Below are 19,542 nucleotides of genomic sequence, written 5' to 3'. Positions count from 1 at the left end.
TGACGTTATATCAATTTAAGTGATATATTTCAATTAGTTAGAATAAAAAGAAAATTAAAAGAAGGTGACACCATGTATAAAGAACCATTTCAACCAACTTATGAGTATGCGCTTGAATGTGATAAACATGATGAACTGAAAGATTTTCAATCTGAATTTTATAAAAAAGAAGGAACAATATATTTAGATGGTAACTCTTTAGGGTTGCTTTCAAAAAGAGCAGAGAAATCGTTACTTACCTTGCTAGATTCATGGAAAGAGTTTGGGATTGATGGATGGACTGAAGGTGAGCATCCATGGTTTTTCCTTTCGGAGAAATTGGGTGAATTGACAGCACCTCTTATTGGATCTTTACCGGAAGAAACGATTGTAACCGGTTCCACGACTGCGAATATACATCAAGTTATTGCGACGTTTTATGAGCCGAAAGGAATACGAACAAAAATTCTTGCGGATGAATTAACTTTTCCGTCAGATATTTATGCACTTCAGAGTCAAATTCGTTTAAAAGGCTTAGATCCAGATGAACATTTAGTACGAGTGAAAAGCCGAGATGGAAGAACACTTTCTGAAGATGATATTATTCATGCGATGACCGATGATATCGCTTTAATATTATTGCCTTCTGTACTATATAGAAGTGGACAAATTCTTGATATGAAGCGATTAACAGCTGAAGCTCATAAACGTGGTATTCATATCGGTTTTGATTTATGTCATTCAATCGGCTCCATTCCGCATCATTTTAAAGAGTGGGATGTAGATTTCGCTGTATGGTGTAATTATAAATATTTAAATGCAGGTCCTGGTGGTGTTGCAGGCCTTTATGTAAATAATAAACACTTTAATAGACTCCCAGGATTATCTGGTTGGTTTAGTTCTAGAAAAGATAAGCAATTTGATATGGAGCATTCATTAACTGCGGCTGACCATGCTGGAGCTTATCAAATAGGGACACCTCACGTATTAAGTACTGCACCATTAATCGGTTCTCTTGAAATTTTTAAAGAAGCTGGTATTGAAAAGTTACGTGAAAAATCATTACATATTACGAGATATATGCTTGATTTAATTGAACATGAATTAAAAGGCTTTGAATTTACAATTGGAAATCCATTAGAGGATGAAAAACGAGGCGGGCATATTTATTTAGAACATGCTGAGGCGGCGCGTATTTGTAAAGCGTTAAAAGCAAATGGGGTTATTCCAGACTTTAGAGCTCCAAATGGAGTTAGACTTGCGCCTGTTGCTTTATACAATACGTATAAGGAAGTATGGAACTCTGTACAAATTTTAAAGAAAATTATGAAAAATGAAGAATATAAAAACTTTGAAAATAAGCGAGAGGTTGTGGCGTAAGCATGAAAACATCGCAGTGGATTGATATTTCACAACCGCTAAATAATGATATCGCGACATGGCCAGGGGATACACCGTTCTCGTATGAAGTTTCATGGTCAAAAGAAAACAGTGGTTCAGTAAATGTCGGAAAGTTAACGATGAGTATCCATACAGGTACTCATATTGATGCACCTTTTCATTTTGATAATGACGGTAAGAAGGTGTTGGATTTAGATATTCAAGTTTATGTTGGCCCAGCGCGAATCATTGACGTTTCTAATCTTGAAAGCATCGGGAAAAAGGAATTAGAAAACTTTCATTTAGAAGGTGTAGAACGATTGTTATTACGTACATCTTCACATGGTAAAGCAAATGAATTCCCAGATGTAATCCCGCATTTACGCGCAGATATTGCAGCCTTTCTTTCTGAAAAGGGAATTCGTTTAATCGGAGTGGACGTACCATCTGTTGATCCTTTAGATGATAAAGAACTAGCAGCACATCATCAATTATTTAAACATGGAATTCACATTTTAGAAAATGTCGTACTCGATCACGTAGTAGACGGCGATTACGAACTTATTGCATTACCACTTGCATTAACAGATGCGGATGGGAGTCCAGTTCGAGCTGTTATTAGACCAATATAAGTAGAAATGAACACAAAGGGGCGTTTGGCTAATATGAAAGAAAATGAAAAGGTAATTATGGAAAAAGGGATTCATACGGATTTTAAGGAGAATATGACGTATGGAGAGTATTTACAGCTAGATAGCTTATTATCTAGTCAACAAAGATTATCAGATCATCATGATGAAATGTTATTTATCGTTATCCACCAAGCGAGTGAGCTTTGGATGAAACTAATTTTACATGAATTGAATGCTGCAATTGAATCTATTAAACAAGATAAATTACCACCAGCTTTTAAAATGTTAGCACGTGTATCAAAAATTCAGTCGCAAATTATTCAATCTTGGGATATTCTTGCGACATTAACACCATCAGAATATATTGAGTTTCGTGATTCACTTGGTCAGGCTTCAGGTTTTCAATCGTATCAATATCGAATGATTGAATATGCACTTGGTTATAAAACACCACATGCATTAAAGATTTATGAAAAGGACCCAGAATTACATGCTCGTCTTCATAAAGCACTTCATACACCAAGTTTGTATGATGTGGCGATACAAGCGCTTGTTAAAGAAGGATTCCCAATTCATAAAGATGTGTTAAATCGTGATATTACGCAGCCTTACGAAGAGGATGCAACTGTAGAAGCGGCTTGGATAGAAGTATATGCGGACGTGCAGAAATATTGGGATTTATATCAGCTTGCAGAGAAATTAATCGATATTGAAGACTGGCTACAACAATGGCGTTTCCGTCATATGAAAACGGTAGAACGAATTATTGGTCATAAAATGGGAACAGGTGGCTCTTCTGGCGTATCTTATTTAAAGCGAGTGCTTGATCAATGCTTCTTCCCAGAGCTTTGGAACGTTCGAACGAAATTATAAAAATAAACTTGTCAGCTATTAAATGCTGGCAAGTTTATTTTTTGTTTTAATAACAAATATGATTTAATAGAGAGAACGAAATGAATAACAAATATTACATAACCATTTAGATGGAGGAAGATTTCTTGAATTTCGAGCAATTACAAAATAAATTTGAAAAGAAAAAGGTTAATACATTTCTTGTTTATCAAAAGGGGGAATTAACGACTGAGTACTATAAAACGATAGACTGTGCAAATGACTTATTTAAAATTAATTCGATTACAAAAAGTATCGTATCTATATTAATTGGTATCGCAATTGATAAAGGATTTATAAATAATATACATACACCAATCACAACATGGATTCCCAATGTGCCGGAGGAAAAGAAGGAATTAACGCTGTATCATTTATTAACGATGACAACAGGAGAAAATTGGAAAGAGTTCGGAAATGGGGTTGTTTTCCCGAATGATTTTGTGGAATCAGACAATTGGGTGCAATACATTTTAGAAAAGCCGTTCATTGAAGAAATAGGTACGAAAATGAATTATAATTCAGGTTCTTCTCATTTACTTAGTTACATCATTCAAGAAGCAACTGGAATGTCGACGGAGCAGTTCGCGAAAAAGTATTTATTTGAGCCGTTAAACATTACGGAGTATGAGTGGCAACAAGACCCGCAAGGTATATATGTTGGCGGATTCGGTATGAAAATGAAATCTATAGATTTATTAAAGTTAGGAAAAGTATGTTTGAACAATGGATATTGGAAGGGAAATGATATTGTATCATCGAAATGGTTAGAAGAATCAGGTGAGGCTCTATTTGAAACGTATGAACATGTCGGAGCATATGGATATCACTGGTGGGTATTAAATAATGAAAGATTTCACATACCGTATTGTATGTATTTTGCTATGGGATACGGAGGGCAATACATTATTATCATTCCGCAGTTAGAGCTCGTAGCTGTAATTAGTAGCCACATGCCAAAACGTGGCCTCGTACCATTAAAGTTATTTATAGAGCATATAAAAGAGAATTCCAATCATAAATAAGTAGAGAAATGAGGTGTTTTATGAGAAGTGCAAAAATGATAGCGATTTATAGACTGTTATTAAGTCTTCTAGCGTTTAGTGCACTTATTACTCAATTTGTTACAAGGGCACAAGTGAAACCGTTCAATCCAGTTAACTTTTTTAGTTTCTTCACAATTGAAAGTAATATTTTAGTTGCGGTAATTCTACTATTTAGTAGTTTGGGGACAGCCCTATTTGGACGTTCCGAGCAATTTGGAGTTCTTCGCGGTGCAGCTACAGTATACATACTGACAACAGGACTTATTTATTTTTTGTTATTAAGGGGATTAGAAGAGTCACTTCAAACAGCGATACCATGGGTAAATACTGTACTTCATTACATCATGCCATTAGCGATGATTTTAGATTGGGTTATAAATCCACCTACGAAGACCATTACATGGAAACAGGCTGCGAGTTGGCTTGTTTTCCCGCTTTTATATGTTGTCTATAGCTTAATACGCGGGCCATTCGTGAATTGGTACCCATATCCGTTTTTAGATCCGAGAATAGGTGGATATGGGAGAGTATTTTTATATAGTATAGGGATATCTGTTGTTATTGGAGCTATTTGCGGATTAGTAAAAATGTTAGGTAATCGATCTTTGCATATAAAAAATAATCCTCCTTATTAAGGAAGAAGTACATAAAGAAACCTCTGTCTGTATGTAAAGACGGAGGTTTTTTTGTTTTACCGACTTGTCTTCTGAAAGGACATCTTTAAAAATTCCTCTGTTTTCGTATCAAACTCTACATCCACAAAAACACCATACTCTTTTCCACCCTCACGTAGCCATAATTTAAACTTTTCAACTGTTATTTGAACAGTTTTTGGTTGTCTACCTATATGAAGGTAATCGATAATCTCAGCTTTCGGATATTGTTCTTTCGTTTTTTCAACGGCTAGTTTACCCCATTTTGCATATGGCGGCTGTGCGTGAACAATAGATGGGTCGGTATATATATTTGAACATGTTGTTATTAAAAAAAATATAAATGCTGTACGTACGAAGAATCGCTTCATAATAAGCTCCTTTTATTCTTTTTGTATATTGTTTACATATTTCTTCAAGCATATAAGTTTGGATTTTTTTGTCTTCTTTACATAAAAGCGAGGGTTTTACAAAACATAACCATGAAATCATTTCCGTAATTAAGGAGGGAAATACATGCGTCAAAAAGCTGTTTTTAAAATAGCGATTTTGCTTGTCTTTATCGGGCTATCTTTAATGGTAAGTAGTATACAGACCAAAAATGTGGAAGCCTTTTCTAATCAAGTGATTCAAAGAGGGGCATCTGGAGAAGATGTCATTGAACTGCAAACTCGTTTGAAATATAACGGATTTTATACGGGGAAAGTTGATGGTGTTTTCGGATGGGGTACATATTGGGCACTTCGAAACTTTCAGCAAAAATTCGGATTGCCAGTTGATGGTTTAGCGGGTGCTAAAACGAAGCAAATGCTTGTAAAGGCAACGAAGTATGATAAGTCGACCGCTAATAAAGATACTACAACTAATAAAGGGAACAGTGGTGGAGGTAAACAGGAAAATAAGCCGCCAAAAAGTACAGGGACAAATGTTCCAAACGGTTATTCTCAAAATGACATTCAGTTAATGGCAAACGCTGTATACGGAGAATCCCGTGGTGAGCCGTATTTAGGACAAGTTGCAGTAGCTGCGGTTATTTTAAACCGTGTCACAAGTGCATCATTTCCAAATACTGTTTCAGGAGTAATCTTTGAGCCGAGAGCATTTACAGCAGTAGCAGATGGACAAATATATTTAACGCCAAATGAAAATGCGAAAAAAGCCGTATTAGATGCGATCAACGGATGGGACCCAACTGGGAATGCATTATATTATTTCAACCCAGATACTGCGACAAGTAAATGGATTTGGACTCGTCCACAAATTAAAAAAATTGGTAAGCATATTTTCTGTAAATAGAGCGGAGGTGGAAACATGTTACGAGGTATTATCATCGTATTGTTAACAGTAGGTGTAGTCGGAACAGGGTATTGGGGCTATAAAGAGCATCAAGAGAAAAATGCAGTATTAATTCGAGCGGAAAATAGTTATCAGCGTGCGTTTCATGATTTAGCATATGAAGTTGATTTATTACACGATAAAATTGGAACAACACTGGCGATGAATTCACGTTCCTCATTATCGCCAGCTTTAGTAGATGTATGGCGTTTAACATCAGAGGCTCGTTCTGATGTAGGACAATTACCTTTAACATTAATGCCATTTAATAAAACGGAAGAGTTCCTTGCGAATATCGGTGATTTTAGTTATCGTGCAGCGGTTCGTGATTTAGAAAAAGAACCGTTAAATGATCAAGAATATAAAACGTTACAAGGTTTATATTCAAATGCAGCAAATATACAAGATGAACTGAGAAAAGTGCAGCATCTTGTATTGAAAAATAATCTTCGCTGGATGGATGTAGAAATGGCTCTTGCGTCAAACCAAGATCCAGCAGAAAACACAATTATCGATGGATTAAAGACGGTAGAAAAGAATGTAACATCATACTCGTCCACAAACTTTGGACCGACTTTTACAAGTGCACAAAAGAATAAAAAAGGCGGATTTGAAGCAAAAGGAAAGGCGATTTCGAAAGCGGAAGCGGAAAAAATCGCGAAATCATTTTTAAACTTAAAAGGGAATGAAAAAGTAGAAGTTGAGAAAAGTGGAAAAGGTGCAAAAGAATCATTCTACAGTGTGAAAATTCAAGATCCAGCAACGAACAATGAGTATTATATGGATATTACCGGAAAAGGTGGATATCCAATTTGGGTAATGAACAACCGAGAAATTAAAGAGCAAAAAATCAGTTTAAATGATGCAGGAAGTAAAGGATTAACATTTTTAAAGGATCACAAGTTTACAAATATGGAGCTGTTTGATAGTTCTCAATATGATAATATCGGTGTGTTTACGTACGTTGTAAATGAAAATGGAGTGCGTATTTATCCAGAAGCAATCCAAATGAAAATTGCCTTAGATGATGGGTCGATTGTTGGTTTTTCCGCAAAGGAATATTTAGCATCACATCAAAAACGAACGATTCCGAGTGCGAAGCTAACCGCTGCTGAGGCGAGAAAGAAAATTAACCCCGATGTAAAAGTTATGGAAGAACGTAAAGCTGTAGTAGTAAATGACTTGCATAATGAAGTACTTTGTTATGAATATATTGGTACTTTAGGGAAAGATACGTACCAAATTTTCATTAACGCAAATAGCGGTGCAGAAGAAAAAGTGAAGAAGATGCAAGCTGTTGAGAAAATTTATGATTAAACATCAATGATAAAGTGGTGAAAATAATGAAAATCATTATATATATGTTAATGCTTTGTTTCGTTATTACTGGATGTAGCATTGGAAAAAAAGACAATCCTAATGAAAAGCCAGAACAAAAAAATGTCTCGATGAAAAATGTTACGTATACAAATAAATCAAATAAGCCAAATGAAAAAGCAGCTGATCATCTGGCATCTTTAGCTGCAAGTATACCTGGTGTAAACGATGCGACAGCAGTAGTAGTTGGGAAGTATGCTGTTGTAGGTATTGATGTGAAAGCGAAACTTGATCGAACTCGCGTTGAGTCAATTAAGTATTCTGTTGCAGAGAGTTTGAAGAATGACCCAAACGGTGCAAATGCAGTCGTTGTAGCAGATGTTGATACGTATGAAAGACTAAAACAAATAGGCAAGCAAATTAAAAAAGGTAAAACTGGTGAAGGCATACTTGATGAATTAGCAGCAATTGTTGGCCGAGTAATGCCGCAAGTTCCAAATGATATGATTGAAAATAGAGAAACGAATCCGATTAAAGATAATGATAAACAATTACCAAAAGATGAAGAACAAGAACTACGAAAAGAACAAGAAGATCAGTCAAATAACCATTTGAAAAAATAGTGAAAACCCCGTACTAAATTGTACGGGGTTTTTCTTCAAGATTAAATATTCAGTTTATTTTTAAGGGAATATATGGTTTAATAATGAGGGGAGGGACAGCCGTTATGATGAAAAAAAGCGCACTCATATTAGGTAGTTTATGCATAGGTTTTAGTATGACAGCGTGTGACCAGAAGAAAGAAGTGAAGAAGAAAACAGCTATGTCTTCTACTATAACGGAAAATAAAAAGCAAGAGACCATTAATATAAATCATTTCTCAAATATTAATGAAGGAATGACTTATTTAGAAGTGAAAGATTTAATCGGTTTTGAAGGGGATTTACTCATAGAAGAAGGGGAAGAACATTCTACACGAATTAAGCAAATTTTTGCTTGGAAAGGAAACGATCCAAAATCATTTGCTAAAATAACATTTTTGGATGGAAAAGTGCATTCTAAAACACAGCAAGGTTTAAGTTAATAACTTGAAGGAATGGGAGAGTTAAGCATGAACATACATACAGGAGAAATACAATTAGTGCCGTATAAGGAGCAATATAAAGAGATAATACAATCATTTACTTTACCAAGTGAACAAGTTCAATTTACGGCGAATCCAGGTGAATTACTGGAGAAAGCGAAAAATGATCGAACGAAAAATGTAGTTGTTATTTTAGACTATAACGGAGTACCTGTCGGTGTATTTATATTACAAACAGGTGATAGGGTACAGGAGTTTACAGAAAATAAGGATGCCATACTTTTAACTTCTTTTTCCATTAATCACAATAAACAAAATAAGGGATATGCTAAAAAATCATTGGCGTTATTACAAGAATTTGTAAAATATTATTATCCAGTAAAAAATGAAGTGATTCTTGCTGTAAATGAAAAAAACATTCCGGCACAAAAGTTATATGAGAAAGTTGGATTTCAAGATAAAGGGTTTAGAAGAATGGGACCAATTGGACAACAATTCATATTACATTTACCTATAACGAGATAATGAGATAACAAAGCTTACTCTTGAAAAAAATCATGTAGTAAGTTTTTTAATTTGAGATATTTTCCGTACATGATATGTTAGATGTATTAAAGTAAGTATTCGAGAAGCATGAAGGTGCAAAACAATTCGATTGTTAAGCATTTAAATACGTGAGGGGTAATCATATGACAATTTATATTGCACTACTACGGGGAATTAATGTAGGTGGACATAAAGTAATCAAAATGGCAGATTTGAAAATAATGTTTGAATCAATAGGGTTAAAAAGAGTGAAAACATATATTCAAAGTGGAAATGTAGTGTTTGAGTCAGAAGAAGAGATAAGTTTTTTAAAGGAACGAATTGAATGTGAAATTAAGAACGTTTTTGATTTCAATGTTCCAGTCATGTTACGAGCAAATGATGAATTTATTAATATTATTAAAAAGTGTCCTTACGAGACCCATTCGTTATTAGAAGGAGAAAGTGTACATGTGGCCTTTTTAGCTAATCCACTTTCTGAAGAAGACAGTAAGCGGTTACTTATGTACAAAAGTGACATAGAAGATTGCCATATCGAAGGAAGAGTAGTGTATTTATTTTTCAAAAAAAGCATTCGTAATTCTAAACTAATGAACCAGTTTCAAAAATTACATACGCCAGCTACAGTAAGGAACTGGCGGACTGTGAATAAGCTGAAAGCAATAGCAGAAGGTATTTAAACATAAAAAAGTGGTTTTCTGCATTTAGAAAACCACTTTTTTTATTTATATTGTTTGGCGACAATGAGTTCAACAATAGGGAAAATAAGAAAGGAAGAACAGAGTGCAATAAAGAGTGGAAGGTTTTTTACACCATCCAAATTGGAACCCATAGAAAATCCTTCCGAGCAGAGTAATATAAGGAACATAACACCTACAAGCACAAAATACGCGATTTTAAAGCTTTTATATGTAATTTGTTGTCCCATCTCATCTTGACTTTCTTTCGATACTCCGTTTGGATCTCCCCATGTAATATGATTAATTAAATTACTAAGTATTAAAGAAGAAGCGAAAATAGTCCCACCAAAAATTGAACCTTCAGTTATGTATTTGTATGTGCCATGTACAAGTATAGCGATTAAAGATAAAGTTATGATTACAAAAATAATTTTTTTAGTATTCAATATATAATTGCACCTCCACTTTTGTAAAAAACTCTTTACATCCATAGTATAAAATTGGAAAAGTTTTATGTCAAACATTTTTTACATATGAAGTGAATGTTTATGATATTTTGTTTAAAGGATGAAGAAAAAATTACATTACATTTGAATGTAAAAGAATGGGCTCGCATATATTTGGAAGGGATGTCAGATTAATTTAGGGGGTAGTTATGTCTATTCTTTTAAAAGCTGGTGCAGATGCAGGAAATAATGGTTTGAAGTTAATGGTGAAAGGGCAGGAACCTATTTTTATTCCGAGTATTTATTCCTTATATATAGGTGAGTCTACGGGGTTGTTAGATGAGGGTGAAGTTTCATCGTCAGAATTAGAGAATCACATTGATGTGACCATTAGTTCTCCATCGCTAATGTTAAATAATGTACGATACATCGTTGGAGAAAAAGTGATTCAAGATCAATTAAAAGGTACTGAAGTGGAGAAAAAATCAAATAAATCTACTGATGAGTTAATGGTCATTACAATCCTTTCAGGTTTAGCGATAAGTGCTATGCGTCAAAGCCCTACTTCAAGTCATATTAATATTCGTTATGATTTATCTGTTGCTCTTCCAATGCAACTTATTACACAGGAAATTGCTGCTGAAAATGCGAAACGGTATATGGGTAATCACAAGGTCATATTCCATTATCCAAATGGACGCGATGTTACGATTAATGTTTCTATTGAGTTTTGTAAATGTCTACCTGAAGGCGCTTCTGGGACGTGGGGGATTGTATATGATGAGGAAGGAAATGTTGTGAAACATAAAATAGAATGTGAACAAAATCAAGTTTCAGAAATTGATTTTGTAGATAAAACTTTATTGTCTTTTGATATTGGCGCGGGGACAACGGAAGAAGTTGTTTCATTAGGGGTAAATTTCCGTCCGCAATTAAGTAAAGGATTATCGTACGGTGTAAAAGAAACGTTACTACAAATTATTACGAGATGGAATCGGAAATATCCTACGAAAACAATTGATAGCATTACAGAATTTAACCAAATTTATTTAAATGAAAAGCACCCAAGAAATGCATTGTTAGTTGAGGAATCGCAGCCAGCATTTTTAGGTTTAGCAGCACGTGTCGCAACGGATATTATTAACAAAATTGATGATATGAAAGACGATCCATATGTATTTATTTATGGTGGGGGCGCAGTTATTATTAAAAATAGCTTAAAAATGATTTTGAAACAAAAAGGACGCTTGAAAAATGTGATCTTTGTAGATAACCCGTTATTCACCAATGCTCGTGGGTTATTAGTATATACATGCTCGCCAAAATATAGAGAGCATAAGCAAAAAGAGTTAGGGTTTACAAACTTAACGATAAGTTAGTTGGTGGAAGTATGCGATCTAGGCGATATAAACGTGGTGATCGAGTGAAAATTAACATTAATAAATCAGTATCGCCTGAAATGATTGCTTGGCTTAATAAACAATCTAATCCAACTAATTTCTTTTTCTTTGCGGCCCAGCAATTATTTAAACAAGTAGGAGATATTGATGTATCAAAAACCTTGCCAAGTAGCCATGTTTTTTCTTTATATATAGAACCATCATCTCTATTAAAAGTTGAAATGAATCCATTTAAACACGTACCACTAGAAAATAGTAAATCCACCGAAAATGTAAAAAAAAAATCGTGGGAATCTGTTGACCAGTTAGATTGTCCATTTTTTTAAGCATAGAAAAATATAGGTAGAGCCCATCACTATACATACGAATGCAGTGATGGGTTTTTGATATTGTATCGTAATCTTTATAAAGTGAAACTATAATCAGTGGGGGTTTTGTTCATCCCCCACTGATTATTAGTTGAACCAATCGGGCGTTTACGGGCAGTTTATCTCCCACCTAATTTCTTTGCTTCAGCTGAATTTTGAGGTGGGAGTTTTACTGCCCACAAATAGCGGGATAAATAGAAGGGGCAAAACAATTTGTGCCCCTTCTAATAGTTGTTCTTATCTTATACAGGATATATGTTCTGAAACTGCTTTAATAATTTTATCCCAGTCATCGGGATGAATCTCGTGCCCTGTACCTTCAAGGGATAATAGCTTTGAGTTCGGAATTTCATCAATAAGTGCGAGTCCATGTTCAAGTGGAAGAGCTGTATCGTCCGTACCATGAATTACTAAAGTAGGTACTAGTAACGACTTTAGTATACCTTCATAAGAATCATCACCTGTAAGGAGGGCGTGATTAAACATACTTAATAGATTGTTAGCACGTTCTATTTCTTGCTTTACTTGTTTTAAAGTTCTTGCTTCATCAAATATACGCTTTGATCCACAGAGTAGACGTGATCCTGTAATTAAATATTTCGCTATAACATCTTTATTTGTCCAATCTAAATTTGCACCATTAGCATGATGTGTCAAAATTCTTTCATCCATTGGAGGCAAATCACGAGTATTGTTATCAGATCCAATAACGCTTGTTGCTAGTAATGTTAAGGTCAAAATTCTTTCTGGGTGTTTTACTGCAGCAATTTGAGCAATCATACCTCCTAATGACATGCCAAAAAGGTGTGCCTTGTCAATATGATACGCATCGAGTACTCTGATTGCATCTTCAGCCATATCTGCTACAGTGTAATTGGAAGTCCCAGGCTCATATGTAACAGAACGCCCAACATCACGGTTATCATAGCGAATGACAAACCTTCCTGTGCTAGCTAACCTTTCACAAAATTCTTCATCCCAATAAACCATTGAACACGTAGCTCCCATAATTAATAATATTGCTGGGTTATTAGGATTTCCAAAGCTTTCTGTACATATATCAATACCGTTTACTTTGAAAACTTGTTCACTCATAGCACACTCTCCGTTTCATTTAAAGGTCATTAATAAATAAAGAGAAATATAACTTTGGGTGTTTCTTAGGCGTAAATTAGATTGTATTTAAGTGAAATAAATGTTTTTTGCACTCATGATGCTTAATTAGTAGAGTAGCATAAATATCACCTCCTAACATATTTATTGTCATCCAAGGCGGAAAATTTTGAAAAATAATTGTTTGTTATTACAATAAACAACAAGGAGGAGAGGAAATGAAAGCAATTGTTATTAATCAATATGGTAGTGTTGAAGCATTACAAGAAAGACAAGTTCCTAAACCAGTTGTTAAATGTAATGAAGTATTAATACGTATACACGCAACATCTGTCAATCCTGTTGATTGGAAAATAAGAAAGGGAGACTTACAAGAAAAGTTGCGATTTTCATTTCCAATTACATTAGGATTAGATGTTGCTGGAATAGTTGAAGAAGTTGGAGAAGATGTGAATCATTTTAAAATAGGAGATAAAGTGTTTACGAAACCTGAAAATACAGGGAAAGGTTCTTATTCTGAATACATTACAGTGAAATCAAATTTAGTAGCGCAAATGCCTAATAATCTTAATTTTGAAGAAGCAGCATCTATACCTCTTGCAGGACTTACAGCTTGGCAAAGTCTTGTCGATTATGCACAAATAAAAGAAAATGACCGAGTATTAATTCATGCTGGAGCGGGCGGAGTAGGGAGTTTTGCAATTCAAATCGCAAAATCATTTGGGGCTTTTGTCGCAACAACTGCAAGTAGTAAAAATGAAGAGTTTTTAAAGTCTTTAGGTGCTGACCTTGTTATTGATTATAAAAAAGATAAATTTGAAGAGCTACTATCAGATTATGATATTGTGTTAGATACAATCGGCGGAGAAGTACAAGAAAAAAGTTTTCAAATTATTAAATCTGGTGGTGTTCTAGTTTCTATCGTTCATGAACCACTTCATGAAGTAAAGGGTATAAAATCAGGATTTTTATGGTTAAAACCAAGTGGAAAGCAATTGGACGAATTATCTGTTTTGATTGAGCATGGAAAAATTAAACCTATCATTAGTAAGGTTGTTCCGTTTAATGAAGAAGGAATTAGAGAATCTCATATTTTGAGTGAAAGTCAGCATACTAGAGGAAAAATTGTAATTACGATGGAATGATGTTTACATAAATACACGAGTGGTGACTATAAAAAATAAAAATTGTCACCACTCATATAAACTATAATTTTTGCATGACAAAAGTAATTGCATTCGTATTTAATTGAATGTGTGTACCGTTTCGTACAATATCATACGCTAAATTTTTTATTTCAACTTTTACTTTTTGCCATTCGGTATAAACGCCTTTTAGTGTACGTATCATTTCTTCCGTAGAAAGGTTAATTTCAATTAAAGCATCTAATTCTTGATTCGTTTCCAAGTCAATTTCTTGAATGTTAGAGTTAACTATTAAACAATTGATACCATCACTCTTTGTCCCATTTTTCATAGAGTGAAGCACTTTTTTAAAATCGTCTATTGATCTGACATGTTCTAAACTTGATACTGCAACGATGTAGTCATAAGTATTAGGAGCAATATAGTAGTTTTCAATTGCTGCTTGTTCCGTTTTTATGTATTCAAATACACCATATTCTTTGCTATAAACTTGTAACTTCATTAAAGCCGAATCAAGTAGATCAACACAAGTAACAGTGCCGCCACTATTCATGATTTTTTGTGCAATCGGAATACTGTTTCTACCGACACCAGAGCCAAGGTCAAGTATTTGTAGGTCTTTCTGTCCTTCAAAATAATTCAGCATGCCCATAACTGTTTTAACAGGTTTATACAGCCAAGATCCTGCTTCGAATAATTTGTATTGTTCATAGCAAAGATCGTGATACTTTTTCTCTTCTCGTCTTATGTAATCGATTCTGTTCATAGTATTTCAGCTCCAATAGTTTCATGGCGAAATGAATAGGTTGGACAACCTTTAACATTCATTTGAATTCGAAATATACCACCAGCATGTGGGTACTGTTTTAATTCCGCATCAGTCATTCTTGTTCTGGCTGTTGTGATATATAAATCGGTCAAATTAGGTCCTCCAAATGTACACGACGTTACATATAAAGCAGGAATCGGAATACTTAAAATCTGTTCTCCAGTCAAGGGATTCCATCTAGTAATCTTCGAGCCTCCCCAATGTGCAATCCATAAACAACCTTCTACATCAATTGTCATACCATCGGGTAGACCTTCATTTTCAGGGAAGATGATAACATCTGTTGGATTGCTAATTACACCAGTATGTATATCATAATGAAAACGGACTACTTTTTTTGTAGGTGTATCAATAAAATAAAGGTATGTATCGTCAGGAGACCATGCTATGCCGTTTGATGTATTTACATGTGATACCTTTTTCTCTACTTGGAGATTATTATTTAAAGAATACAAGGAACCGGCGCCACTTATACCATATAAGTCAGTAGTGCCTGCCCAAAAGCGGCCAGCCGGATCGCATTTCCCGTCATTAAAACGATTTTCTATTAAATGTGGTTCAGGATCATAAATATGTGTAAGCTCTTCTGTATTTAGATTAAAAGAATAAAACCCTTTTTCTAGAGCTAAAAGTACTACATCATCTAGATATGGAACGACACAGCCGATTTGCTGATTGAGGGCAATCACTCGGTTTGAATTATTAGCGGGGGTATAAATGCATAGTTTTTTCTCCATAATATCAACCCAGTATAAAAGCTGCTTTTTTTCATTCCAACATGGTCCTTCAGCTAAACTTGCTTTAGCATCTAAAACTAATTCTATATTACTGAACAAGATGTTCACCTCGCTTTATAAGATATTTATATAATTCGATAAGAATAGAGGTAAACCTTTTGTGAGAGATTATTAAGATTTGCAATGTCGAAAACAGACCTTTTCAAGTTATTAAAAAAATGTATAAACACTGTGAGGAAAATGCATATGCTGTTTTATGAGATTGTTTGCTTTTCGTGTAAAAATATATTCCGAGTATACGAAGGAAGTGAAAAATATAAGCGATTTAAAGAGAAACCGAAAGGGACATATTGTTGTGATGAGTGTAGCCACAGAATTCAATTAGAAGCGATAAAATGTTTTTTTAGGTAGTTTTATATTTTTGTTCAGAAAAATTTGACAATATATACGTTATAAATTATCATATGTAAAAACTAATATTCAAAATGGCATTGAAGAGAAGAGTAGTTAAGAAAGAATACGTACAGAGAGCTCTGGTAGCTGAGAAAGAGCGGTATACATCTTAATGAAAAAAGACTTAGAGCTGCGCAAGGAACTAATTCATTTAGGGATGGTGCGACGGGTTCTCCCGTTATAGAGATAGGGTATAAGCATGTTTTGCCGTACCTGAAGAGGTTAATATGGTGACGTATTAACAAACTGAGGTGGTACCGCGAAGCTAATAACTCTCGTCCTCAAGATGAATAATCTTGGGGGTGGGGGTTTTTTTGTTGTATAAAACTGAAAATGTGAAAACAAAAATACAATTGAGGTGAGTGGCATATGCATTGGGCGTATGAAGTAGCACATGAATTAATTAGAAAACATCCAAACAAAGAAACTTTTGTTTGTGCAGCTGGAATTAGTCCATCTGGTTCTGTTCATATTGGGAACTTCCGTGAAATAGTAACGACTTATTTCGTTGTAAGGGCTCTGCAAGATTTAGGGAAAAAGACTCGTTTTATCTTTTCATGGGATGATTATGACAGGCTTAGAAAAGTCCCTAAAAATATTGATCCTTCTTTTGCAAAATATATTGGTATGCCATACTGTAATATTCCAGATCCGTATGGGTGTCATAACTCGTACGCAGAGCATTTTGAAAAAGAGTTTGAGGAATCGCTTCAAGCATTTGGAATTGAAGTAGAATTTATTTATCAACATATTGAATATAGAAGCGGAAGGTATAACGAAAATATATTAGAGTCTTTGTATAAAAGAAAAGAAATATATGATATTTTAATGGGTTTTAAAACAGGAATACACAGAGAAGAAGATAGAGAAAACTTTTATCCCGTTACGTTATATTGTGAGAGCTGCGGGAAAGATACAACAACTATTACACAATTTAATGGAGTATTAAAAACAGTTCGGTATGACTGTGAATGTGGAAATCAAAATAAATTATCCGTATTAAATACAAGTCAAATGAAACTGAATTGGAAAATCGATTGGCCGATGAGATGGATGATAGAGGATGTTATTTTCGAACCGGGCGGAAGAGATCATTCATCGGAAACTGGTAGTTATAATGTATCAAAAGAAATTGCAAGGAAAATATTTAATTGTGAAGCCCCTCAATACGTTGCTTATGATTTCATTGGAATTAAAGGGCATCATGAAAAAATGTCCAGTTCTTCAGGGAATAGTATTACACCTAGCGACTTATTAAAAGTGTATGTACCAGAAGTAATTCTTTTTATGTTTGCAAAATATAAGCCTGATGCAGCTTTTCACATTGGGCTTGATGAAGATGTAATTCGCAATTATACAGAGTATGAGAGATTGAAGGATAGTTATGAAAATAAAACACTCAAAAATGAAGATTTATTTGATGCAATTAAACTTTCTAGACTAGATAGCCTATTTAAAGAATATCCAAAGTTTAATCAAGTAGCAGGAACTTTACCGTTATTAAATTTTGATTCATCTATTTTACAAGATATATTAGAGAAAATAGATAGGAGCTATGCATTACCTGAAATGATAGCGATAAGTAATCGTGCTGAGTATTGGATAAGAAACTTTCAATCTAAAAAATTAATTGCGGTAAATAAAGAGAAAAATACGGAGTTTTATAACACATTGGATGAAAGGCAGAAAAAATGGCTAGTAGAAGTTTGTAAAATACTTCGTTCTAATAACGATCATTCTAAACTAATGGAGCAATTGTATACGATTTGTCATCATGAAAATAAAAAAATAATGAAAGAAAATCAAAAACAATTATTTACCATTATTTATAGGCTTGTTATGAATCAATCAAGTGGTCCACGTATACCGTTATTAATACATGTGATAGGCACCAGAAGATTCATCACATTATTAGATTTCTAAACTACAGTAAAAACAACGCAAGTACTCAAAAAAATAAGTACTTGCGTTGTTTAAGTTTAGTTATCGTGAATACATTTTCGGACATTCATCACCACTAGGTTCATAAAAACAGTGACTTTTAAATTGCCCTGCAAACGGCTGATTATACCATTCGGGTGGACAAGCTCCAACTGGACGAAAATACCAAAGAGCCCATCGTGCTGGCCAGCGCCATTCACCTTGTAAAACTTTTCTTGCGATTTCTTTTTCTGATTCACGGGCACGTTGATAAAAGTAACCGTATTGAACTGCTTCGAATCCGCCAGGGCTTTGATATACTGCATCACGCACAGATCGAAGCTCTTTAAAATCTAAACAATCACAAAACACACGATTTACGACAACGCAGCCTACAAGTTGTTCACCTTGTCGTCCTTCGCCCTCAGCTTCAGCACGGATTAAACGTGCTAGTAAATCAACGTCACTTTCGTTGTATGGAATAAGGGGCATAGTGATACCACCTTTCTTTACCTGTTATAGTAAAGAGTGTATGTTTCAAAATGAGCTAAGTGCATTTTTCTTGAAAATAACTACTAATTTTAAAAAGGAGCTTATACAGATAAAAGCTAACTATTATATAGAAGATAAAAACGAAAAAGGAGAGGTACTATGCACCGTATTCATAAAGAACATATCATTTACGCAATGTCACCAGAAAATAATCCATGTATTGAAGTAGAAATTGGGAGCCGTCTTGTATTTGAAACATATGATTGCTTTGAAAATCAAATTGATTCTGAAGATGTTGTGTTTCAAGAGTTAGATTGGAATCGAATTAATCCAGCGACTGGACCTGTATATATTAAAGGCGCAGAACCTGGCGAGATCTTAGTCGTAATGATTGAAAAAATTAAAATTGCAGGGCAAGGCGTTTTAACGACAGGTGCGAACCTTGGTGTAATGGGTGATAAGTTAAATGAGAATATAGTAAAAATTGTCCCAATACATAATGGCCATGTTTCATTTTCAAAAGAACTGCAAATTCCGATTAATCCAATGATTGGTGTGATTGGTACTGCACCGAAAGAAGAGAGTATTTCATGTGGTACATCGCATGATCACGGCGGGAATATGGATTGTAAAGAGATAAAAGAAGGAACAACGTTATTATTACCTGTAAATGTTCCTGGTGCTCTTTTAGCATTAGGTGATTTACACGCTGCGATGGGTGATGGTGAAATTGGTGTTAGTGGAGTAGAGGTTGCTGGTGAGGTAACTGTAACTGTTCAAGTTATAAAAGAAAAGAAATGGCCACTACCAATGGCGATCCAAAAAGAAAAAATAATGACAATTGCTTCAGAGAAATTGTTAGATAATGCAGCGAATCGTGCTGTACATAATATGGTGACATTTTTACATGAAGAATTAGAAATGTCTAAAGCTGATGCAACTCTTTTATTATCAGCAGCAGGTAATTTAAAAATTTGCCAAGTTGTGGATCCACTAAAAACGGCGCGGATGGAACTAGGAAGGGAATATGTGGAGAAGTTAGGATTTTCTCTAAATGCATTTCATATTAAATAAGAAAAATAGAAAAAGGATACTT

The 19,542-nt window shown here is 34.4% G+C and carries 23 protein-coding genes and 1 other annotated feature; of the genes, 17 read left to right on the top strand and 6 right to left on the bottom strand.

Going from position 1 to position 19,542, the window contains the following annotated elements; genetic code table 11:
- The first annotated feature begins 72 nt into the window (after nt 1–72).
- The 5 genes from kynU (at nt 73) to DN408_RS29715 (ending at nt 4,563) form a co-directional block, all read left to right on the top strand.
- Complete coding sequence (gene kynU, locus DN408_RS29735) at nt 73–1,359, top strand: kynureninase (RefSeq protein WP_003189895.1); 1,287 nt, start codon at nt 73–75, stop codon at nt 1,357–1,359.
- A 2-nt stretch (nt 1,360–1,361) separates the two neighbouring features.
- Entirely contained in the window at nt 1,362–1,991 is a 630-nt protein-coding gene (gene kynB / locus DN408_RS29730) for an arylformamidase (RefSeq protein ID WP_002065849.1), read from the top strand.
- A gap of 33 nt (nt 1,992–2,024) precedes the next feature.
- On the top strand, nt 2,025–2,864 hold the full coding sequence (kynA, locus tag DN408_RS29725; RefSeq protein WP_002127699.1) for a tryptophan 2,3-dioxygenase: 840 nt from the start codon (nt 2,025–2,027) through the stop codon (nt 2,862–2,864).
- Nucleotides 2,865–2,989: 125 nt separating this feature from the next.
- Nucleotides 2,990–3,907, top strand: a complete 918-nt coding sequence (locus DN408_RS29720; RefSeq protein ID WP_033734070.1) for a serine hydrolase domain-containing protein — start codon at nt 2,990–2,992, stop codon at nt 3,905–3,907.
- A gap of 20 nt (nt 3,908–3,927) precedes the next feature.
- A complete protein-coding gene (locus DN408_RS29715; protein ID WP_002127696.1) occupies nt 3,928–4,563 on the top strand; it encodes a Pr6Pr family membrane protein in 636 nt (211 codons plus the stop codon).
- A 56-nt stretch (nt 4,564–4,619) separates the two neighbouring features.
- Here DN408_RS29715 and DN408_RS29710 read toward each other — a convergent pair whose 3' ends face one another.
- Nucleotides 4,620–4,952: a DUF3889 domain-containing protein gene (locus DN408_RS29710; RefSeq protein WP_002032720.1), complete on the bottom strand. Its 333-nt coding sequence runs from the start codon at nt 4,950–4,952 to the stop codon at nt 4,620–4,622.
- Between the two features lie 145 nt (nt 4,953–5,097).
- Between DN408_RS29710 and sleB the strand changes: the two genes are divergently transcribed.
- The 6 genes from sleB to DN408_RS29675 all read left to right on the top strand — a co-directional run bounded on the left by sleB (nt 5,098) and on the right by DN408_RS29675 (nt 9,543).
- The gene (gene sleB, locus DN408_RS29700; protein WP_002032721.1) at nt 5,098–5,877 is read left to right on the top strand and encodes a spore cortex-lytic enzyme; all 780 of its coding nucleotides are present in this window, start codon (nt 5,098–5,100) and stop codon (nt 5,875–5,877) included.
- A 15-nt stretch (nt 5,878–5,892) separates the two neighbouring features.
- Complete coding sequence (ypeB, locus tag DN408_RS29695; RefSeq protein ID WP_003189902.1) at nt 5,893–7,233, top strand: germination protein YpeB; 1,341 nt, start codon at nt 5,893–5,895, stop codon at nt 7,231–7,233.
- Between the two features lie 26 nt (nt 7,234–7,259).
- Nucleotides 7,260–7,856, top strand: coding sequence for a YhcN/YlaJ family sporulation lipoprotein (locus DN408_RS29690; RefSeq protein WP_002085166.1), 597 nt, complete (start codon nt 7,260–7,262; stop codon nt 7,854–7,856).
- A 104-nt stretch (nt 7,857–7,960) separates the two neighbouring features.
- Complete coding sequence (locus tag DN408_RS29685; protein WP_002127693.1) at nt 7,961–8,317, top strand: hypothetical protein; 357 nt, start codon at nt 7,961–7,963, stop codon at nt 8,315–8,317.
- 27 nt (nt 8,318–8,344) lie between these two features.
- Nucleotides 8,345–8,842: a GNAT family N-acetyltransferase gene (locus DN408_RS29680; RefSeq protein WP_033729306.1), complete on the top strand. Its 498-nt coding sequence runs from the start codon at nt 8,345–8,347 to the stop codon at nt 8,840–8,842.
- Nucleotides 8,843–9,006: 164 nt separating this feature from the next.
- Nucleotides 9,007–9,543: a DUF1697 domain-containing protein gene (locus tag DN408_RS29675; RefSeq protein WP_002013095.1), complete on the top strand. Its 537-nt coding sequence runs from the start codon at nt 9,007–9,009 to the stop codon at nt 9,541–9,543.
- A gap of 41 nt (nt 9,544–9,584) precedes the next feature.
- Here DN408_RS29675 and DN408_RS29670 read toward each other — a convergent pair whose 3' ends face one another.
- Entirely contained in the window at nt 9,585–9,989 is a 405-nt protein-coding gene (locus DN408_RS29670; protein ID WP_147740505.1) for a hypothetical protein, read from the bottom strand.
- A gap of 209 nt (nt 9,990–10,198) precedes the next feature.
- Between DN408_RS29670 and DN408_RS29665 the strand changes: the two genes are divergently transcribed.
- Nucleotides 10,199–11,368 carry a ParM/StbA family protein gene (locus tag DN408_RS29665; RefSeq protein WP_002013097.1) on the top strand — a complete coding sequence of 390 codons (1,170 nt, stop codon included), beginning with the start codon at nt 10,199–10,201 and terminating at the stop codon, nt 11,366–11,368.
- 11 nt (nt 11,369–11,379) lie between these two features.
- On the top strand, nt 11,380–11,715 hold the full coding sequence (locus tag DN408_RS29660) for a hypothetical protein (RefSeq protein WP_002085171.1): 336 nt from the start codon (nt 11,380–11,382) through the stop codon (nt 11,713–11,715).
- Nucleotides 11,716–11,994: 279 nt separating this feature from the next.
- On the opposite strand, the gene mle is transcribed toward DN408_RS29660, so the two are convergent.
- On the bottom strand, nt 11,995–12,852 hold the full coding sequence (gene mle, locus DN408_RS29655) for a BCA family alpha/beta fold macrolide esterase (protein ID WP_003189913.1): 858 nt from the start codon (nt 12,850–12,852) through the stop codon (nt 11,995–11,997).
- 236 nt (nt 12,853–13,088) lie between these two features.
- Here mle and DN408_RS29650 point away from each other — a divergent pair, with 236 nt between their 5' ends.
- Nucleotides 13,089–14,015 carry an NADP-dependent oxidoreductase gene (locus DN408_RS29650; protein WP_147740504.1) on the top strand — a complete coding sequence of 309 codons (927 nt, stop codon included), beginning with the start codon at nt 13,089–13,091 and terminating at the stop codon, nt 14,013–14,015.
- 61 nt (nt 14,016–14,076) lie between these two features.
- Here DN408_RS29650 and DN408_RS29645 read toward each other — a convergent pair whose 3' ends face one another.
- Nucleotides 14,077–14,781, bottom strand: coding sequence for a class I SAM-dependent methyltransferase (locus DN408_RS29645; RefSeq protein WP_147740503.1), 705 nt, complete (start codon nt 14,779–14,781; stop codon nt 14,077–14,079).
- The gene (locus tag DN408_RS29640) at nt 14,778–15,680 is read right to left on the bottom strand and encodes an SMP-30/gluconolactonase/LRE family protein (RefSeq protein WP_016127087.1); all 903 of its coding nucleotides are present in this window, start codon (nt 15,678–15,680) and stop codon (nt 14,778–14,780) included. Before DN408_RS29640 ends, DN408_RS29645 begins: the two co-directional genes overlap by 4 nt.
- Before the next feature lie 141 nt (nt 15,681–15,821).
- On the opposite strand from DN408_RS29640, the gene DN408_RS29635 reads away from it, so the two are divergent.
- Together DN408_RS29635 and lysS are read left to right on the top strand one after the other, a co-directional pair.
- Nucleotides 15,822–15,992, top strand: coding sequence for a DUF2197 domain-containing protein (locus DN408_RS29635; protein WP_078203372.1), 171 nt, complete (start codon nt 15,822–15,824; stop codon nt 15,990–15,992).
- A gap of 71 nt (nt 15,993–16,063) precedes the next feature.
- Nucleotides 16,064–16,320 (top strand) — a binding site (T-box leader).
- 83 nt (nt 16,321–16,403) lie between these two features.
- Complete coding sequence (gene lysS, locus DN408_RS29630) at nt 16,404–17,957, top strand: lysine--tRNA ligase (protein WP_078203320.1); 1,554 nt, start codon at nt 16,404–16,406, stop codon at nt 17,955–17,957.
- A 60-nt stretch (nt 17,958–18,017) separates the two neighbouring features.
- Here the strand turns inward: lysS and DN408_RS29625 are convergent, their stop codons facing one another.
- Nucleotides 18,018–18,446 (bottom strand): cell wall hydrolase, encoded by a 429-nt coding sequence (locus DN408_RS29625; RefSeq protein WP_078203319.1) that lies wholly within the window; start codon nt 18,444–18,446, stop codon nt 18,018–18,020.
- Between the two features lie 159 nt (nt 18,447–18,605).
- On the opposite strand from DN408_RS29625, the gene DN408_RS29615 reads away from it, so the two are divergent.
- Nucleotides 18,606–19,520: an acetamidase/formamidase family protein gene (locus DN408_RS29615; protein ID WP_147740502.1), complete on the top strand. Its 915-nt coding sequence runs from the start codon at nt 18,606–18,608 to the stop codon at nt 19,518–19,520.
- The last annotated feature ends 22 nt before the right edge of the window (nt 19,521–19,542 follow it).

The sequence above is a fragment of the Bacillus sp. AR13-1 genome (assembly GCF_008042285.1).
GTDB lineage: Bacteria > Bacillota > Bacilli > Bacillales > Bacillaceae_G > Bacillus_A > Bacillus_A mycoides.
Note: the sequence above shows the minus strand (reverse complement) of the source record. Positions and strands in the feature narration are given on the sequence as shown.

Bases quoted from the DNA above. Each gene is read 5' to 3' on its own strand.
- DN408_RS29660 (WP_002085171.1), top strand. From the start codon at position 11,380: ATGCGATCTAGGCGATATAAACGTGGTGATCGAGTGAAAATTAACATT.
- lysS (WP_078203320.1), top strand. From the start codon at position 16,404: ATGCATTGGGCGTATGAAGTAGCACATGAATTAATTAGAAAACATCCA.
- ypeB (WP_003189902.1), top strand. From the start codon at position 5,893: ATGTTACGAGGTATTATCATCGTATTGTTAACAGTAGGTGTAGTCGGA.
- DN408_RS29615 (WP_147740502.1), top strand. From the start codon at position 18,606: ATGCACCGTATTCATAAAGAACATATCATTTACGCAATGTCACCAGAA.
- DN408_RS29665 (WP_002013097.1), top strand. From the start codon at position 10,199: ATGTCTATTCTTTTAAAAGCTGGTGCAGATGCAGGAAATAATGGTTTG.
- kynA (WP_002127699.1), top strand. From the start codon at position 2,025: ATGAAAGAAAATGAAAAGGTAATTATGGAAAAAGGGATTCATACGGAT.
- DN408_RS29675 (WP_002013095.1), top strand. From the start codon at position 9,007: ATGACAATTTATATTGCACTACTACGGGGAATTAATGTAGGTGGACAT.
- kynU (WP_003189895.1), top strand. From the start codon at position 73: ATGTATAAAGAACCATTTCAACCAACTTATGAGTATGCGCTTGAATGT.
- DN408_RS29645 (WP_147740503.1), bottom strand. From the start codon at position 14,781: ATGAACAGAATCGATTACATAAGACGAGAAGAGAAAAAGTATCACGAT.
- mle (WP_003189913.1), bottom strand. From the start codon at position 12,852: ATGAGTGAACAAGTTTTCAAAGTAAACGGTATTGATATATGTACAGAA.
- DN408_RS29690 (WP_002085166.1), top strand. From the start codon at position 7,260: ATGAAAATCATTATATATATGTTAATGCTTTGTTTCGTTATTACTGGA.
- kynB (WP_002065849.1), top strand. From the start codon at position 1,362: ATGAAAACATCGCAGTGGATTGATATTTCACAACCGCTAAATAATGAT.
- DN408_RS29680 (WP_033729306.1), top strand. From the start codon at position 8,345: ATGAACATACATACAGGAGAAATACAATTAGTGCCGTATAAGGAGCAA.
- sleB (WP_002032721.1), top strand. From the start codon at position 5,098: ATGCGTCAAAAAGCTGTTTTTAAAATAGCGATTTTGCTTGTCTTTATC.
- DN408_RS29625 (WP_078203319.1), bottom strand. From the start codon at position 18,446: ATGCCCCTTATTCCATACAACGAAAGTGACGTTGATTTACTAGCACGT.
- DN408_RS29710 (WP_002032720.1), bottom strand. From the start codon at position 4,952: ATGAAGCGATTCTTCGTACGTACAGCATTTATATTTTTTTTAATAACA.
- DN408_RS29685 (WP_002127693.1), top strand. From the start codon at position 7,961: ATGATGAAAAAAAGCGCACTCATATTAGGTAGTTTATGCATAGGTTTT.
- DN408_RS29635 (WP_078203372.1), top strand. From the start codon at position 15,822: ATGCATATGCTGTTTTATGAGATTGTTTGCTTTTCGTGTAAAAATATA.
- DN408_RS29715 (WP_002127696.1), top strand. From the start codon at position 3,928: ATGAGAAGTGCAAAAATGATAGCGATTTATAGACTGTTATTAAGTCTT.
- DN408_RS29650 (WP_147740504.1), top strand. From the start codon at position 13,089: ATGAAAGCAATTGTTATTAATCAATATGGTAGTGTTGAAGCATTACAA.